Below are 16898 nucleotides of genomic sequence, written 5' to 3'. Positions count from 1 at the left end.
GTGACAATCTCCCGAGCGGTCTCAATCTACTGGTAAATGGTCTCCAGGCTGTACTATGGACTCAGCGAAATCCCTGTCGATCTGCTCTGGTCAACTGCCGTCTACCCATGTCCCATAAACTCCTATTTATTAGCAACGGCCATGGAGAAGATAACCATTCTTCCCACATTATTCGTAGTCTTTGGGAGCTAGAGCCGGAGCTAAATATTGCGGCTATTCCAATTGTGGGTCAGGGCCATGCCTATCGCAACATTAATGTCCCTATTGTGTCACCGACGCTGACATTACCGTCGGGAGGGTTCACGTATACTAATCGTCTGCGACTGCTCAGTGACATTCGTGCTGGGTTACTAACCTCGACGTTGCGACAGATTCAAGCCGTACGAAACTATGCCCCCAGCTGTGATTTAGTGTTTGCTACCGGAGATGTGGTTGGGCAATGTTTTGCCTATATTAGCGGTAAACCCTTCATTTCATTTACCTCATCGCTGTCTGCCATGTACGAGGGAACGCTCAAGATTGACATGGTGCTCAAGGCAGTGCTTAAGTCTCCCCGTTGTTTAACGCTGTTCTCGCGGGATGCTTACACGGCTAAAGACTATCAAAAACAGGGATTGGCTAAAGCCCAGTTTGGGGGGATTCCGTCTCTTGATCGGTTAAAGCCAAAGGGCAAAGACTTACAGCTGGATGTTGCTCGACCGATGATGGCCCTACTACCGGGCTCGCGAATGCCCGAAGCTATGCACAATCTGAAATTGCTTTTGGGGTTGGTGGTGGAAATTGCCAAACTCAATCCTCAAGTTCAGTTTTGCGCTGCTTTAGTGCCTGACGTTATGGCCTCTCTAGAGACCATTTCGGCTGATATTGGCTGGCATTGTGCTCCAGGCAAACTGACTTATGTGGTGGATGGTGAAGTAATCGCCACTGTCCTATGCTTTAGTGATGCGTTTAGTGACATTGTTTGCCACACTGATCTGGTTTTAGGTATGGCCGGTTTAGCGGTGGATCAGGCCATGGCCATTGGTAAACCCATTTTACAAATTCCTGGACCCGGTCCCCAGTTTACCTATGCTTTTGCTGAAGCCCAGGAGAGACTGTTAGGCCTTTCTGTGAAAACGATTGGTACTAAGCCAGCAACGTCGGCCATCTTCAAAGAAGCTGCCCAGTATGCCGTCAAGACTATCCAGGATGAGGCGTATATGAAAGCCTGTGTTGCCAATGGTCAAGAGCGATTTGGTCCGTTTGGTGCGTCCTATCGCATTGCCAAAGTGGTGCTAGATACTTTGGAAAAGCTGGATGCTGGAGTGATTGTGGCAGCTTGAGGGTGCGATCGCACCTGCTTGTCAAGTATTGTGAGTTTTGAATTTGAGTTAATGACACTATGGTCCAACGACAGCGCTCAGTTTATTGGCAACTGCTGCCTTTTTTAAAGCCCCAGTGGCCACTGTTTTGCTGGTCGTTTGTGTTCATTGTTTTTTATGTACTGACCACAGTTACGCTACCTTATCTGGCTAGTCAGGTAACTTACTACATTAGTCAGGGACAGGTTTCGAATATTGCCAGGTGGTTAGGGCTGACCACCATGGCGTTCTTAATTCAAAACTTGTTTCAATATGGGGAGAAAGTTTTTTCGATTCGTGCTTCCCTAGCATCGGTACTGGAGTTGAGAAAAAAAGTCTACGCCCACTTACATCGCCTCAGCATTGATTATTTTGCGACTGCTAAAACGGGTGATCTTTCCTATCGTTTGACTGAGGACATTGATCGGATTGGCGAAGTTATTTATAAGATGTCGCAGCAGTTTATCTCCTGCGTCTTGCAGCTAATTGCCATTCCCATCTACATGTTTTATCTCAACTGGCCCCTGACCCTGGCAGGCTTTTTGATTGCACCGTTGATGGCCTGGCTAATTGGCAGCTTTGGTAATCGCATGTTAGCCCTCTCTCGCCGCAGTCAAAATGAAATTTCTAATCTCTCTTCTTTATTGACTGAGGTATTAGGCAACATCCGAGTGGTCAAAGCGTTTGCTGCTGACGACTATGAAGTGGGCCGCTTTAGCAAGGTGGCCGATGAGAATCGCATTGCTAAATATCGCACGGAACATCTGACTGCAATTCAATATCCCGTGGTGGGCTTTTTAGAAGCAGTCAGCATTATGTTTCTGTTTTTGCTAGGCGGTTGGCAAATTGCGCTGGGGAATTTACAACCAAAGGAGTTTGTGAGCTTTTTGGTGGCTGTAGCCTTGTTAATCGACCCCATTAACTTAGTGACGCAGCACTATAACACTTTTAAACAAACTGAAGCCTCTGTTGAGCGAGTATTTGACATTTTTGCAGAAGAGCCCAGCCTGAGTGAGCGACTGAATGCTCAAGACTTGCCGCCGATTACGGGTAAAGTCGAGTATCGTAATATTGACTTTGCCTACACGCCTGGCAAGCCAGTGTTCAATAATCTTTCACTGTTTGTACAGCCTGGAGATGTGGTGGCACTAGTAGGGCCATCAGGGGCTGGAAAAACAACCTTGGTGAATCTGTTAGCGAGATTTTACGATCCGCAAGCTGGCGAGATTTTAGTCGATGGTACCAATGTGCGAGATGTGACTTTAAAGAGTCTACGTCAGCAGATTGGTATTGTTCCCCAGGAAACAACATTGTTTTCAGGCACCATTGCGCAAAATATTGCTTACGGTCAGACGAATCTGGATTATGACGCTATTGAAGCAGCCGCAAGGATTGCCAATGCCCACAATTTTATTGAACAATTCTCCCAGGGGTATCAAACCTGGGTAGGAGAACGCGGCGTTAATTTATCGGGTGGTCAGCGACAGCGCATTGCCATTGCCCGAGCAATTTTGTTGAACCCACGTATTTTGATTTTGGATGAAGCTACATCGGCATTGGATTCTGAATCGGAAGCATTAGTACAGGAGGCTCTGGAACGGGCGATGGAGAATCGTACAGTATTTGTGATTGCTCATCGGTTGAGTACTGTGCGCAAAGCGGATCGAATACTGTTTATTGAGAATGGGCAAATTGCTGAAGCAGGTACCCATTTTGAACTGTTAGAAAAGCGTGGCCGATACGAACAGTTTTATGCACAACAGTTTAAAGAGTGAGAGGGGATGTTTCCCCTCGACTCCGCTCGGGGAACGGTTGGCTGCACGTAATCGATTACCCCAAATTGGCTGAGTGTACCGATTACCCTGTGTTGGCTGAGCGGAGCCGTTCGCAAAGCGTCTCCAACGGAGTTAGCCAACGGCGCTATATTAGAGCTATGTCAAAGGTCTAACCATGGTTGCTGTATCCGTCAAGCGATTTACAACGGATGAGTTTCACCGGTTGGGTGAGCTGGGTTTCGTTGGTGATGGACCGGTTGAATTAATTCGGGGTGAACTGATTGAAAAGACTCCAAAGCGTACGCCCCATTCTGTGTGCAATACACGATTGGTGAGGCGGTTGATTTTATTGCTGGGGGAGCAGCCTACGGTGCGAGGGCAGGAGCCGATTACGTTGTCGGATTATAGTGAGCCGTCGCCGGATGTGGTGGTAGCAAAATATCGGGAAGATGATTATTTGGAAGGGCATCCGGGGGCGGCGGATTGTTGGGTGGTGATGGAGATTTCGGACTCGACGCTGGGGTATGACCGTAGTACGAAACTTGCGCTGTATGCGGAGTCAGGGATCTTGCATTATTGGATCTTTAATTTGGTGAACCAGCAGTTGGAGGTTTACCGTGAGCCCTATGAGGATAATCATGGGGAATATGGCTATCGACAGAAGGCGATTTACCTGGCAACGGAGCGGGTGGAGTTGCCAGTGGGGGAATGGTTGGAGTTGGATGGGGTGTTTCCGTAGGGTGCCGTTAGTGTTAACGTAACGCACCGCATGGTTTTTACTGTTTTCTGAAGCGATGAGCCAGAGGGTGTTGGGTTTCGCAGGCTCAACGCCAACCTACAGATGTCGGCGGATGTGGAGGCGATATTTTTGGAGGTGAGCTGCCTATTCTGAGGAGGCAAGAATGGTTAAAAGGGATGCAATATCGGCGGTTCCGACGAGAGGGAGGCACGTATTTTTTTACGGTGGTGACCTACAATCGGCAACAATTATTTGATACGCCGGAAATGGTAGAGTTGTTGCGAGAATCATTCCGTACGGTAAAACAACGTCATCCATTTACCATTGATGCCATAGTGGTTTTACCGGATCATCTCCATTGTTTATGGACCTTGCCAAAGGGAGATGCTAATTTCTCAACCCGTTGGCGTTTGATTAAAAGTGAATTTAGCCGCCATTGTCCTGAGCAATATAAATAACCATGCTCCCTTGCTCGTTATAAGAAACAAGAACAGGCTACCTGGCAACGTCATTTTTGGGAACATCTGCTCCGGGACGAAAACGATTTTATTCACCACGTTGAGTATATTCATCACAACCCAGCCAAACATGGTCTTGTTCAAAATCCTTACGATTGGCCCTATTCCAGCATTTACCTCTTCAGGCGACCGTGATCTGAAGAACCCATAAACCGTAGGTCAGGTTGAATTTATGAAACCCGACTTGCCAAAATCTCTCGACGTAAATTGATAAAAATGCATGGTGTACATTTATGCGATTAAAATTTACCGTTCAAAGTCATCTCTATAAAAAATGTTAAGGATGTTGGGTTTCGCGGGCTCAACGCCAACCTACAGATCCTGGCAAAGCGTACAGCAGCAACACTTGCTTGACTCATCGATCTGGGGCTGATAGCCTACACAATAAGCAACTGACCCAGTTGTTTTTCGCACCCAAAAAATTAGCTGCGCGAGATGGCGGTGCTACCAACACCACCACCCCGCTAACCCTTCCAACTGCTACTACCAGTTGGTGAGCTGTGAGCATTTTACAGCCACCCTGATTTTAGTTGCAGGGTGGCTAACTTTTTGGGGGCTTTCCTCCCTGTCGTCTCGTGGTTAAACACCCACAAAGGAAAACGCCCCTATGACCTTCTCAAACCAGGCACCCCCAACGGGTATGCCGCCCAGTCTACCTGCCGACTTTTCCAGCAGCCAGCCTCCAGGCAGCTCCATTCGCCATATCCTGCTCGGTCACCCCAGCCACATCCGCCAAACCATTCACCTGCTGCACAATCTACGGTACGTAGAAACCAGCCAGTGGAGTCCCCTGATTGAAGTGCCTGACAATCGGCTGATCCTGAGGCCAGAGCCGGACGACGTTATTAGTATGTTGGTGCGACGGTTGTAGACCTGTGCAATGAGCCAGAGGCTCAGTGGCGGTGCTCAGTCAGAGACTGGGCACCAGGATCAAAAGTACCTCAGCCATTAGTAACAGCAGGGTTGTAGTCGTACCTCCAAAATCTTTTGCAGAAACCAGTCGATCCATATATAAAAGCTGTTGCGTTACGCTACGCTCACAGCACCCTACAAGCGTTGAAAAGCGGATAAACTTCACCACCATCAAAAAGTTGCCTAGAATAGTGAGCGAATATTGCTGTTAATCGACCTTAGGTCAATGCCAGAATTTACTAGAATTACGTGGAATCCAGAAGTGATGGGGGGTAAACCTTGTATTCGTGGTTTACGTGTCACGGTGAGTACTGTTTTAGGATTAATGGCCGCAGGACGCACATCTGAGGAAATTCTGGTGGCGTATCCCTATTTAGAATCTGCAGATTTGCAAGAATCGCTAGCCTATGCGGCATGGCGTGTGGATGAGGTTGAAGTGCCACTTCAATCGGCATGAAAATTCTGATTGACATGAATTTGTCACCGGCTTGGGTAGGCTTTTTTGCTAACGCTGATATTGAAGCTGTGCATTGGGCTACAGTGGGTGACCCCAGGGCACCAGATCGGGATTTGATGCAATGGGCTCAAGAGAATAAAAATGTAGTATTTACCCATGATTTAGATTTTGGCGCTTTGTTAGCAGTCACCCACCCATTGATCCAAGCGTGTTTCAGGTAAGAACGCAAGACACGTTACCTGATGCTATTGGTGAGTTGGTGCTGATGGCTTTGCAGCAGTTCAGAGAGGAGTTAGTTTCTGGAGCACTGGTCACAATTGACGCGAAACGTATGAGGGCTCGTGTTTTGCCAATTACTCCTCCAAGTCAAAAATGAGCTGGCTGTTGGGGACATTTCTTGCAAAGTTTTCAATGTTGTGTCGAAGAGATGGTTATAGATTACATCGTGTAGCATCACTTAATAAATTTTCTGAAATTAAAACTAATTTCGTGTAATACGTAGCCCAAAAAATCCCGAGACTTCATCAGCCAATTCTTTTAACCCACTCACCGACTTCTCAGCGCTTCCTCAAACTTGGACTGGGCCAGACCATTATTGTTCTGCGTAGAAGCACTGACGTGCTTTTTCAAAACTCAATCCGAAAGGAGTAACCCGTGAAAAAATTACTACTGAATGGATTAGCAGCCCTGGCGATGACATCGACTGCTGCTATGGTGATGACCCCTGCTGCCAATGCAGTGTTTATAGCGGCCACCGTATCCGATGCAGGCGTGCTCAGACGTGGTCAAGATCACTACTTTGAAGTATCCGTTGAAGGCGACCCCTTACAACGTGTCCGTGTTCAGTGCATCACTTTCCATGAACTGGATGGCCTCGAAATTTTTGTTGGAGATAAAGCGGTTGAACCTTCTGTTAACTATGGTTTTGAAGAATTCACCCTCACATTTGCTGAACCCGTACCTACTGACGAGACAATTCGAATTGTCATGAAAAACTCTCGGGTACGCGGCACAGTCAATGCTGGTATCGATGTGCCTTACCGGGTATATGGCACCTATCCTAACCTGGGAGCTGAAGTTCCCCTAGGTACCGCCGTTATTAGAACTCCTGGTGGTGGTAGTCGATAGTTAAAAACAACCCGCTCAGATGTGCTCATGCTGGGCGGGTGTTCCCAATATTCTCCACAATCATGGTTAAAAACTTGACTGCTATTTTTTCGTGAGATTTTTTACACGCAGCTACTGGCTGACCTTAAGCAACGGGGTAAAACCCTCTTGGTCATTAGCCACGATGATCATTACTTTCACCTGGCTGACCGCATTATCAAGCTTGACTATGGCCGCATTGAGTCAGACGATGCGATCGCACCTTAGGTACCTGAACCCAATAACAAATACCCAATAACTGACACCCAATCACCCATCAACTACCTTCATAGGCCATTTGCCAGAAGTCCTTTTCTAATCTAGCAATGGTGAGAAATGCAGTTTCAGCCTGAGCTTGAGTGGTCTCGTCTGTATCTTGCAAAGCACTGTCAGCCTGTTGAGCCAGCAGCTCGACATAGGTGGTAAAGGCAGCATTACCCCAGCGGTCAGCAAATTCTGCATAGGGAGCGGGCATGGGGCTATGACCTTGCCAACCCTGGTTATAGGCCAGTTCAATGGCCCAAAAAGCAGTGGCTTTAACAGGATAGGGCTGTTGGGTCAAGCCTGCCATAAATTGGCAGTAGGTTTTACACGTGGGCTGTAGTGCCTGGTTGAGGTTGAGCTGACGTTCGGTCGCCTTGGCCTGAAACCAGGTCAGTTCGTCTTTGAGGGCGATGATGCCCCCCAGCAAAATATCTAAGTGAGCGGTGGGAGCTGCCTGGATTAGGTTGGCTGCAAATCGTGTGAATTCAATGACAAAATGGTAATCCTGTACCAGCCAGGTGTTAAATTGTGCGGCTTGGATCGAGCCCTGCTGGCATTGGGTGAGAAAGGGGTGCACAGTGGCGGCTTGCCACTGGTTTGGGTATTGGGTGAGGAGCTGTTGACAGGTGAGGGGCATGGGGGAGAACTGAAGGAATCTGTCAGAAATGTTTGAACTTAACGTTAACGAGAGAGATGGTTGTCTAACCATTCAATAACATCGTCCATGACCTGATTGCGGTCTAGATCATTATGGGGCTCATGGTAGCTGCCAGGATAAATTTTGAGGGTTTTGTCTGACGTGATGCGTGCAAAAATTTCTTCGCTACCTTCGACATCATTGACTTTGTCAGCACTGCCATGGACTAGCAAAATCGGCACCTGTAGCTGGGCAATATTGCGACGGACGGTTGCGATCGCAACCAAACATTCTGTTCCCCACCGCACTGTTGCCATGGAATGGGTGAGCGGATCGTCCTCAGTTTGATTCACAATGGCCGGATCGCGCGATAGGGTTTCTGCCCCAGCCCCCACATCCATCGAAAAGCGAGGCCAAATGCCAGACAGCGCTCGGGCAATCACCACTAGGTAGGGCTTGGCAATGCCTACGGGTCGGATGGGCGGACCGCTAATGATAATCCCTGTCAACCCTTGGGGGGCATTGAGCGCAAAGTCTAGAACAATCAACCCGCCTAGACTATGGCCTAGAACAAACAACGGCAGATTAGGCTCATGCTGCCGTACTTGAGTCAGGAAGGCCCTGACGTTATCGCGGTAATCTTGCCAACGGTTAATATGGCCGCGCTGCCCCTCAGACCGACCATGACCCTGGTTATCAAAGCCAAAGATGGCATAGCCTGCCTGGGTGAGGGCGGTGGTGACGGTGGAGTAGCGATCGCAATGCTCGCCAAATCCATGTACCAGCGCCAATATTGCCTTGGCAGTCCCTGATGGATACCACGCCTGATAAAACAGCGACAGCCCATTGGCACCGCAAAATCTATTTTCGAGTTGAGGCACTTGGATTGTAGTCATCCTGGGAACATGAGCGGACAGTTGTCTACTTATCTGTAATGTTACAAAACATTGCAGAGTCTGATTTTACAGGATCTCAACGGTGCCCTGTTGGCCATCAATCCGCACTCGCTGACCTGTGCGCAATCGCTGGGTCACGTCGGTCACATCCATCACTGCTGGAATCCCATATTCCCGAGCCACGATGGCTCCGTGGGAAAGCTGTCCCCCGACTTCGGCGATTAAGCCACCTAAGTTTGCCAGCAGAGGGGCCCAGCCCGCATCGGTATAGGGCACCACTAAAATCGTGTTTTGGTCGATGGGCACCGTAGTGTCCAATGTGTTAAGCACTTGGACTTTGCCCTCTAGAGTGCCCGGACTTGCCCCGATACCTGTTAACAGACGTCCAGTTTGTATAGGTGTCCTAGGGGCGGTAGACAAAGTGATGGGGTCTTTGCCGTAAACCAAATATGGAGGTTTCCATGCACCATCTATCTGACGTTGTTGACGACGAATAGCCACTGAACTAAGAAGGCTTCTATCTTGATCATAGACGGTCAAGCTGGAGGATGTCCCCCATGTCTGAATCTCAGGCCAGGTCAGAAAAAAGATATCCCCCGGTTCCTGTAGGCTGTGGTCGCGAAGGTAGTGCTGTTCTAACGCTAAGAAACAAGCCCTCAATTCCGCTAATAATCGGTTATATACTTCTGCAATGTTGCCTTTTAGATCCAGGCGAGTTTGTACCTGGCGTTGTTTCCAATTAGGTTTAGTAATAGTGCCCTTAGCCCCTTGGGTCGGTGCAGGGGGTTGTTTCAAGAATGTGACTAAGAGTGCTCTGATCGGAGCTGGTTGTTCCTGCCAGATCGGTACTGAAATATCTGTTGCTACCTCACTGAGATAACCATAGGAGGCCAGAAAGTTATCGAGTTGCTCAAAGAGTGGGGCGCTATCGGGTAGTTGGGCCAATGCGTGTAAACACTCTTCGCTATCGTCAGGGACAGTTTCTAGCTGTGGGAGTAAACCAGCATGCTGTCGGGCGATGTCTTTGATAGCCTCAACTGCTGCAAGTTCTGGATTAGAACGATAATTGAGCTGTGCACTATCCACTGTGAGAATTGCCTTACAGAATGCAAAACCCAGTGGTCCCAAAATGTTATAAAGTGTTGCTCGTTTCAGCAAAGACAAAATACTTTCTATCTGTTGTTTTATGTCTTCGGGGGAGAGTGTATGGGGCGATTTAAGAGAGTGCAGCCCAGGCTGAAAATGTGTTTGATAATCTCGTTTAAAATCTTTGGCTAATTGCCATTCTCTGGTTGCTAGTTTTAGGAGCCCTGGTAAATTCCGTAATGTGGCAGCTAGAGGCGGACGGCTAAACTTTGCGCCACGGGTCAGAAACTCTAAACTTTCGGCAGGCAGACCCATGCGGCTAAAAATATCTCCCAGGAGCGTAGCATTAAAGTACGCATGGGAACGATGAAGCATCGCCGTTTGTGAGAAATCTAAGCCAGCTGCCCGTTGCCCCAATACCAGAGTGAAGAGATCTCCCCAAACACCACAGGTGAGGGGCTGATTGATGGACCAGGTCAGGGGATGAATCACACCGGGAATCACCTCAGCTGCAATTTTGCGAGTCCAGAGGGGCCTTAATGTGGTGATTGGGCGACTTTGCAACACCCATATGTGTTCGCCGTCATAGGTCCATTCCACATCCTGGGGAATATCACCAAACCGTTGTTCCAGGTGGCGGGTTAGATAGGCAATTTGTTGAATCAGACGCGGGGGGATGGATTGACCAACTTGAGGTAGAGACGTGCCATGGCACGTCTCTACCTCCGTGGAGGATTCCTCATTTGGATCCATTGGTAAATCAACCGCGTCCGACAATTGCCAATCATCCCCAGATTGCATATCTTCTGGCGTAATTGTCACATGGTATCGCTGCGGTGTAATTTGCCCAGAAACAACCCGACTGGCCGGACCTGGCAGTGCCTCAATCACCACATCATGACCACACCGAGCAATCGGGTCGCGACTAAAGGCAACACCGGAGATCACCCCCTGAATTTGCTGCTGCACCAGAACGTTCATAGAGGCTTCAGAAAGCCCCAGATCCTGTCGATATTTGACGGCACTGGGGCGATTGTAGGCTTGGAAGCATGTTGCGATCGCACCCTCCAACCCTGCCTGGCTGACCACATCTGTCACCGACACATACTGCCCGGCTGATGACGCACCTAGACCGTCTTCCCCCACGGCTGAAGACCTTACCACCAGCGGCTGCTGGGGCGACGGCTGGCAAAGACCCAATAACGCTGACGGATCGTCCCCTGCTTGCAGAATGTAACCCATGGGCACCGGATACCCCCACGCCTTTAGCTGAGATAGGGTAGCCGCTTTATTCCCCACCTTAGTTGGGTCGAGCACCTGGTCTAGTGCCTGTAGGGCCGACTCTCCGCGAAAAAAGCGAAACAGCCGTCGCGATTCTGTCCGAGTGCCTTGGGTCGGCAGTTCCAAATCATCCGGCAGCTTCTGATAAATCCAGCCAATCAGACCCATTAAACAGGCCACCGCTGCCACTTGCATGCCATTGCTGTGAACCAATCCCGTGAGAACGGGCAGTAAAACTAATGCAAACATACGTCCCTGTTTTCGTTCTCGCAGTACTGTAAATGCCACCAAACTCAGCAGCCAGCCTAAAATTGCCACCAGCGGGTCGTAAACTAAAAAGCCCCAGCTTACGTTGGTCACCCCCGCACCTCGACTTAGCCAATAGCGTCCCATCACTAGCGCCATTAACGCCACCACTGGCCAGATCGGATCCCTTGGAAAAAAGTGCTGGGCCAGCAGCACCGCGCCAATCCCCTTAAACGCTTCCAGCGCCACAGCCCCCAACCCAACTACGGTGCCCCCGTGGTAAAACGCCGCTGACACCCCCACATTGCCGGTGCCCATCTGCGACAGCCGTTTTCCCGTGGCCAGCAGCACCCACCATCCCGTTAAGGGCAGTCCCCCCCATAGCGGGCAAACTAGAAAAATCAAGAGTGCGCCCCAAACCTGTGCCATATGCTGCTCAGTCAAAGGTCACTTCTATCTGAGCACTAGTCGAGGACATTGTGGGTAATCCTTAAGCTCAGTCTTAGCAATGGGTTATTGATTGTAATCAATCAGTCCACCCTTCGACTCATGCACCCATCCACGTCACTAGTGGGTAACCTGACGCCACACAGTACTCGTTCTTGGTTCTTGGGGTGATTATTTTTAATCTAGTTGAGCTTGGTTAAAGGGCTTGAACTCAAAACCCTTGCACCTTTTACTCCCAAAAATCCTCACATACCAAGCGAGCCGCGTCGCTTAGGTCGCCGTAGGCTAAATAATCCTCAATCCATTGGCAGCTCTGGCGCATTAGGTCTTGCATTTGTAGATTCCAGAGGCGCACCTGCCCATCGGCTCCGGCTGAGGCTAGACGGTCACCTGTGTTGTTAAACGAGCCTTGCCAGATGATGCCTCGGTGTCCTGTGAACGTGTGCAGCGGTTGACCGCCTGGGAGTTGCCAAAAGCGAATGGTGCCATCATCACTGGCGGAGGCAATGACATCGCCGTTGAGGCCAAAGGAAACGCTGCGGACCCAGTCATGGTGACCTCGCAAAATCTGTAGTAGGTCACCCTCTTTCCAGAGACGGATAGTGTTGTCACTGCCGGCTGAGGCGATGATTTTGCTGTCGGGGGCAACGGCAACGGCCCAGACACTGCCCGTATGGCCTGGCAAAATGGTGCCGGTTTGGTTCGCAAAGCTGGCGTCACCGATGGTTAGACCTGTTAAGTCCCATTGGCGTAGGGTGCCGTCTTCACTACCTGACACTAGATACTTGCCGTCAGGGCTGAAGGCAACGGTCCAGACCGTACCCTCGTGACCGCTGAGTTGACCGATGGGGGTGCCGTCGGTGTACCAGAAACGAATGTTGCGATCGCTCCCTGCTGACGCTAAATAGGTGCCATCAGGGCTAAAGTTCACAGACCAGATGGCATTTTGGTGGCCTTGGCAGGTATGTAATGGTTCACCATCAGCTGTCCAAAGCTTGACGGTATGGTCGGCACTGGCGGATGCAATCAATCGACCATCCGGACTCCAATCAACGCTATAGATACTGCTGTTGTGAGCTTGCTGGGTATGGAGTAGCTTATGGTCTCCCCCTACAGTGGCCCATATTTTTAATGTCTGATCGGCTCCTGCTGATACCAGTTTTGACCCGTTGGGCTGCCAGCACACATCCCAGACGATACCATGGTGTCCTTGGAGACTGGGGATGTCACGTGACTCTAGCTGCCAGAGGCGAATGGTGTTGTCATCACTGGCTGAGATCAGCTGTGTGCCCTGGGGATTAATGCCCAAACTGAGCACGCTGCTGCGATGTCCTTTGAGCGTATCCAAAAGTTTGCCATTCATATCCCATATGTGAATGTTCTGATCGTCACCCGCTGACATCAGGTATGTGCCATCAGGGCTAAAACACAAATCTCTCACCCAGTTTTGGTGCCCCTCAAAATATTGCAACAACTCCCCATCTAAATTCCAAAGCTTGATCAGATGATCATCGCCACAGGAGGCAATATGTTGTCCATCTGGACTAAACACAGCCTGCAATAACCAGCCGGCATGGCTACTCATGGCCTGTAGTAACTCACCTTCCGTATTCCAGAGACAGAGGGTTCCGTCTTCTGCCGCAGAAACCAGATATTGACCATCGGCGCTAAAGGCGATGGATCTGACCCAGTCCAGGTGGCCTTCGAGGGTTTTTAACCATTGCCCATCATGGGTCCAAAGTCTGACGGTGTGGTCATTACTGGCGGAGGCAATTAGTTTTTGGGTGGGGCTAAACGCCAGACTATTGACAGCGCCTGTATGGCCCGTCAAAATTTGCAAACATTGTCCAGACATGTCCCAGATACGGACCTTAAAGTCATCGCCAGCCGAGCCAATTAAGCAACTATCATGGCTAAACGCCACATCTAAAACACTGCCCTGGTGTCCAGTAAACACCTGCAACAGTTTGCCGCGAGCATTCCATAAACGCACGGTGCCATCGTCACTGCTGGAGGCCAGGTATTGACCATCGGGGCTGAAACAGGCTGAGAGCACCCAGTCTTGGTGGGCGTGAATGCGATGTTTCTCTCGCACTGTATGCAGAGCCTGCCACAGGCGAAATAAAATTTGATTTTCTAAATACCCCGATATGGGAGTCAGCTGACTTTGTTGTGCCCCTTTTAATGCCTCTAGTAAGGCACCTAAGCCATCGTGGGAGAGCAATAATGCCTGGGAGACCGAGGCCAGGGCCTGCATCTCCGCAGTTTCTGCCCGGTAGCGTTCCTCTGTAGCTTGGGCTAGGGCCATGGCTTGTTCTTGTAGGGCTGTGCGCAGCTGAGTTTCAAATTGTTTTCTACGTCGTCGTTCTGCTTCTAACACAGTGACCAATCCCGGTATATCCTGCTGCTTGATCAGATCCGCCAGATAATCATGGGCGAGTTGATAGCGGACGCTACTGCCGACGTCTCGACTTTCAAAGAGCAGGCCCGATTCTGCCAAAATTTCAAGGACAAGACTCAGCTGGTCAGGGTCTACCAATATGCCGAGAGATTCTAAGGATTCTTCTAATTCTGTCAGGGTTTTTAGCGGGCGTGTTGTACTTTCATCACTCAAGAGATAGAGAATGGTCTGCGCTAAGGTTTCATTTTCAGGTCCACAGTCTCGAATCACCCGATTTAAAAAACTGAGCACCAGCATTCGAATGGGGTCGTCTCCTAATTCTTTTTGATATCGTCTCAGGGTTGTAATGTTTTTACGTTGCAGTTCAGCCCCAACCACCTGCAACTCAATTGGACGCACTTCATGGTCTTCCGCCGTTAGATCAGCTACAAGCGCTTTAATCAATCCCTCTTCCAAATAAAACTGCGCATTGTCCGTCAGCTGACGAAGAACAGCCTCACATTCCTTTGGGGTAAAATTCCCCAAATAGTAACGTACATCCCGGCTCAAGATATCTAAATCGAGGTTGGCCAAACGTTCCCATTCCATTAAATAGTGCAAATAGTCATTGCGCAGAGCGAGCACAATTTTTAGGTAGGGGATATTCAGACAGTCTCGCAAAAAGTAGTAAAGAGAACGACGCTTTTCAACGGTAGGGCGCTCAAAGAAAAACTCTTCAAACTGATCAAAAATAAGAATGATTTGTTGATAGTTATTCTGCGCATGCTGGCGTAGGTGGTTTAATAAGCTCTCGCCTGTGATGGGAAACGAGACTTGGAAGTTGGGAGGGGCTGAGGGTAAGGATGAAGTGACCTGCTGTAGTGCTTGCAGAATCGAAATTTCCCAACTTGTGTATTGACGTATGAGCAGTGGCAGGGTGATGCGACCTTCAGCTGTAGCTTGCTTGAGGGTGGGGACTAACCCACTGCTGAGGAGAGAGCTTTTGCCCACACCTGACTCGCCATGGAGAACCACGAGGGTGTGCTGGGGCTGTAGTAAGCGTCCCACTAGATCATTAATCGCTTGCTGCCGCCCCGAGGCACGCATTTCAATTGGGGAAATGTCACTGGTGGTCTTAGCGGATGGAGCCCGATAGGGTTGTAGGGGACTGGCTCCAATAAAAGCCCGCAACCCCATGGAATTTTCCACCTGTCGCTGTTCTTGTTTGATGGCAAACGCTTCTAAGTAAAGCTGTTTGGCAAAATACAGGCTCTGGAGATTGCTAAGAATTTTCAGGTAAAGAGATGCATCATATCGGCGATCTGTTCTTTGGCGAGCATTCTCTAAATCATGGAGCGCTTCATCCAGTAAACTATCATCGCCCTGTAGCGTTTTAGCTTGTCCCCGGAGAAAATAGTAGCGACCTTGATGGTAGCGCAATGCCAATATAACCGCTTCAGGAGAGACCTGTACTGTCCTATCGGCAGTATCTGGCATAATTTGCCCTGAAGCTTGTGTGCTTTTGACAGCTTGAGCTAACAGCCTTAATGCTTCTGTCGCTAATTGTTGGGCCTCTGCTCCATTGATATGGGACAGCTCAGCTTCTGCTAAGTAACCATAGTCTTGGGCCAGACGCACCAGATCGTTTTGATGTAGGTCTCGCCCTTCCTTGGCCAAGGTGATGAGAGCATCCCAATCCTTGAGCTTTCGTAAGGTTTCAGCTAAAACATGAATAAAATTGGCCGTGCGGTCTCTACGGTGTTGTTGTCGAAGAACATTGAGAAAGCGTTCATAAAAGCGACGAGCCTGTCGATAAGAGCCGATGGAGGTAGACGGTTGGAGTTTGCCATGGGTTTGCCACCATAGCCCCAAGTGTAAGAGTAAAACTGCTTGTTGATCGCTGGTGTTTTCAACTGTTTTGTCGACCTGTATCCAGTAGTCTAGGCTCTGTTCGTAATAGTCCCTGGCGACTTTCAACCGCTCAGGTGTGTGGGCTTCTCGACCTTGGAGAAAATTTAAGCTGGCTTGTAGGGCCCCATCCAGTTGAACGTGATGTTGGTTGAGATCTGCGATCGCAAACGATAGTTCCCGCTCAGTTAAGATTTTTAGATGCTGGCTTAAGCTGGGCAACTGCGGTGACGAATAGTCGAGAAAATGATCATTATGGTTGTCTAGAATGTGAGTAAATAGCTCATTAGCACCACGATGTAAGGCCTCAATCAAAGCCTGAATTGGGTAATTCACCCGAATAGGAACCGCCGCAAAACTCTTGAGGTCGGCGGCATAGTGAGTCAGGTTTTGTAGAACTGTGTCATTCATCCACAGCACCACCGGATAGGGAAATTTGGTCAGCAGGGCATTGCGTCCTACATTGGCTGCCTTAAACAAAACATCCTGTGCTTCTACCTGATCAAAGCCAGTGACCATGACAGCTGCTGGCGTTTCAGGGAGTGATGCTTGGCGATTGAGAATTGCTTCGGTCAGAGAACGACTCGAAGCTAACAGCTCGACAGTATGAAACTGGTGAGTTTGGGCCAGAGCACTTAGCAATAATTGAGTTAGGCGTTGATAGTTAGCGCGCACCAGAATTAACGAAAATTGGCCACTGCCCAGCGTCATTGCCCGTTGGAGATCAGTCAGGGCTGTTTGGTTATGGGTAACAATTTCGGGTAGATCAGCCTGGTACATTGGAGGTGGTGGGCAGCCCCACCGGGCAATGGGCAATGGGCAATGGGCAATTAATTGTAGGGGCTTTCCTTGTGGGTGCCCTGCTA

At 49.5% G+C, this 16898-nt stretch carries 11 protein-coding genes and 1 pseudogene; 8 read left to right on the top strand and 4 right to left on the bottom strand.

Translation table 11 applies throughout. The features are described from left to right. Positions 1 to 107: 107 nt before the first annotated feature. The 8 genes and pseudogenes from QGP82_RS18045 (at position 108) to QGP82_RS18010 (ending at position 6869) form a co-directional block, all read left to right on the top strand. Entirely contained in the window at positions 108 to 1322 is a 1215-nt protein-coding gene (locus QGP82_RS18045) for a lipid-A-disaccharide synthase-related protein (RefSeq protein ID WP_163662834.1), read from the top strand. Between the two features lie 59 nt (positions 1323 to 1381). Beyond that, positions 1382 to 3115: an ABC transporter ATP-binding protein gene (locus tag QGP82_RS18040; RefSeq protein WP_499060565.1), complete on the top strand. Its 1734-nt coding sequence runs from the start codon at positions 1382 to 1384 to the stop codon at positions 3113 to 3115. 175 nt (positions 3116 to 3290) lie between these two features. Further along, positions 3291 to 3854 (top strand): Uma2 family endonuclease, encoded by a 564-nt coding sequence (locus QGP82_RS18035; protein WP_499060564.1) that lies wholly within the window; start codon positions 3291 to 3293, stop codon positions 3852 to 3854. Between the two features lie 176 nt (positions 3855 to 4030). Continuing rightward, positions 4031 to 4507, top strand: a pseudogene (locus QGP82_RS18030) (REP-associated tyrosine transposase). 472 nt (positions 4508 to 4979) lie between these two features. Beyond that, positions 4980 to 5243 (top strand): hypothetical protein, encoded by a 264-nt coding sequence (locus tag QGP82_RS18025; protein WP_499060563.1) that lies wholly within the window; start codon positions 4980 to 4982, stop codon positions 5241 to 5243. A 267-nt stretch (positions 5244 to 5510) separates the two neighbouring features. Continuing rightward, positions 5511 to 5741 (top strand): DUF433 domain-containing protein, encoded by a 231-nt coding sequence (locus QGP82_RS18020; RefSeq protein WP_163695783.1) that lies wholly within the window; start codon positions 5511 to 5513, stop codon positions 5739 to 5741. Further along, complete coding sequence (locus QGP82_RS18015) at positions 5738 to 5962, top strand: DUF5615 family PIN-like protein (RefSeq protein WP_499060562.1); 225 nt, start codon at positions 5738 to 5740, stop codon at positions 5960 to 5962. Before QGP82_RS18020 ends, QGP82_RS18015 begins: the two co-directional genes overlap by 4 nt. Positions 5963 to 6395: 433 nt before the next feature. Next, complete coding sequence (locus QGP82_RS18010; RefSeq protein ID WP_499060561.1) at positions 6396 to 6869, top strand: hypothetical protein; 474 nt, start codon at positions 6396 to 6398, stop codon at positions 6867 to 6869. A gap of 295 nt (positions 6870 to 7164) precedes the next feature. Here QGP82_RS18010 and QGP82_RS18005 read toward each other — a convergent pair whose 3' ends face one another. The 4 genes from QGP82_RS18005 to QGP82_RS17990 form a co-directional block, all read right to left on the bottom strand. Next, a complete protein-coding gene (locus QGP82_RS18005) occupies positions 7165 to 7788 on the bottom strand; it encodes a TenA family protein (protein ID WP_163662817.1) in 624 nt (207 codons plus the stop codon). Positions 7789 to 7832: 44 nt separating this feature from the next. Continuing rightward, positions 7833 to 8684, bottom strand: a complete 852-nt coding sequence (locus tag QGP82_RS18000; protein ID WP_499060560.1) for an alpha/beta hydrolase — start codon at positions 8682 to 8684, stop codon at positions 7833 to 7835. A gap of 66 nt (positions 8685 to 8750) precedes the next feature. Then, a complete protein-coding gene (locus tag QGP82_RS17995; RefSeq protein WP_499060559.1) occupies positions 8751 to 11726 on the bottom strand; it encodes a glycerol-3-phosphate acyltransferase in 2976 nt (991 codons plus the stop codon). 247 nt (positions 11727 to 11973) lie between these two features. Beyond that, positions 11974 to 16812 (bottom strand): WD40 domain-containing protein, encoded by a 4839-nt coding sequence (locus QGP82_RS17990; RefSeq protein WP_499060558.1) that lies wholly within the window; start codon positions 16810 to 16812, stop codon positions 11974 to 11976. Positions 16813 to 16898 lie beyond the last annotated feature (86 nt).

The sequence above is a fragment of the Leptothoe sp. LEGE 181152 genome (genome assembly GCF_032906605.1).
GTDB lineage: Bacteria > Cyanobacteriota > Cyanobacteriia > Phormidesmidales > Phormidesmidaceae > Leptothoe > Leptothoe turfae.
The sequence above is the reverse complement of the archived record's forward strand: the minus strand, read 5'-3'. Positions and strand labels throughout refer to the sequence as shown.